This window comes from Streptomyces thermospinosisporus, assembly GCF_039526425.1.
Lineage (GTDB): Bacteria > Actinomycetota > Actinomycetes > Streptomycetales > Streptomycetaceae > Streptomyces > Streptomyces thermocarboxydovorans.
This window is the reverse complement of record NZ_BAAAIZ010000054.1, coordinates 1-884: the sequence shown is the minus strand read 5'-3', so window position 1 is coordinate 884 and position 884 is coordinate 1. Positions and strand designations below refer to the sequence as shown.

Annotated in this window: 1 protein-coding gene; it reads left to right on the top strand. The window is 77.4% G+C overall.

Annotated elements, in window-relative coordinates; all coding sequences use genetic code 11:
* Positions 1–787 (top strand): small ribosomal subunit Rsm22 family protein (locus ABD207_RS19085; RefSeq protein WP_344014317.1); only part of this gene is annotated, 787 nt, incomplete at its 5' end.
* Positions 788–884 lie beyond the last annotated feature (97 nt).

Below are 884 nucleotides of genomic sequence, written 5' to 3'. Positions count from 1 at the left end.
GTCTCCGTCGCCGGGGAGTGGGCCGCGCGGTCGCCGCTCCGGGACCGGCGTCACGGTACGCACCGGCGCCGCCGCCTGGGCGGTCACCGCCACCTGGCCCGGCGAACGCCCCGTCACCGTGCTCGACTGGGCCGAACCCGCCCTCGCCCTCGGCCGTGAGCTGGCCGGCGCCAACCCCGCCCTGGGCAAGGCCGAGTGGCGGCACAGCCGCATCGGCCCGGCGCTCACCCTCGAGCCCGTGGACCTGGTCACCGTCTCCTACGTCCTCAACGAGCTGACCGCCCCCGACCGCGCCGCCCTCGTCGACACCGCCGCCGAGGCCGCCGGGGCCGTCGTGATCGTCGAGCCCGGCACCCCCGACGGCTACGCCCGCGTCATCGAGGCCCGCGACCGGCTGATCGCCGCCGGCTTCCGCATCGCCGCCCCCTGCCCGCACAGCGCCGCCTGCCCCATCGCGCCCGGCACCGACTGGTGCCACTTCTCGGCCAGGGTCAGCCGCTCGTCGCTGCACCGCCAGATCAAGGGCGGCTCGCTCCCGTACGAGGACGAGAAGTTCAGCTACGTCGCCGCCACCCGGCACCCGGCCGAACCGGCCCCCGCCCGGGTCGTCCGCAAGCCGCAGCTCCGCAACGGCCAGGTCCTGCTCGACCTGTGCGAGACCGAGCCCGCCCTGCGCCGCGCCACGATCACCAAGCGCCACGGCGACCTGTACCGCGCGGCCCGGGACACCGACTGGGGCGACCCGTGGCCCCCGTCCGGACACCGACCGCCCGGCGACCACGCATAGCCCACGCAGCGACCGCCCCGGCGACCAGGCATAGAGCCCACGCAGCGACCGGGCCCGGCGGCCACGCAGCGACCGGGCCCGGCGGCCACGCAGCGAC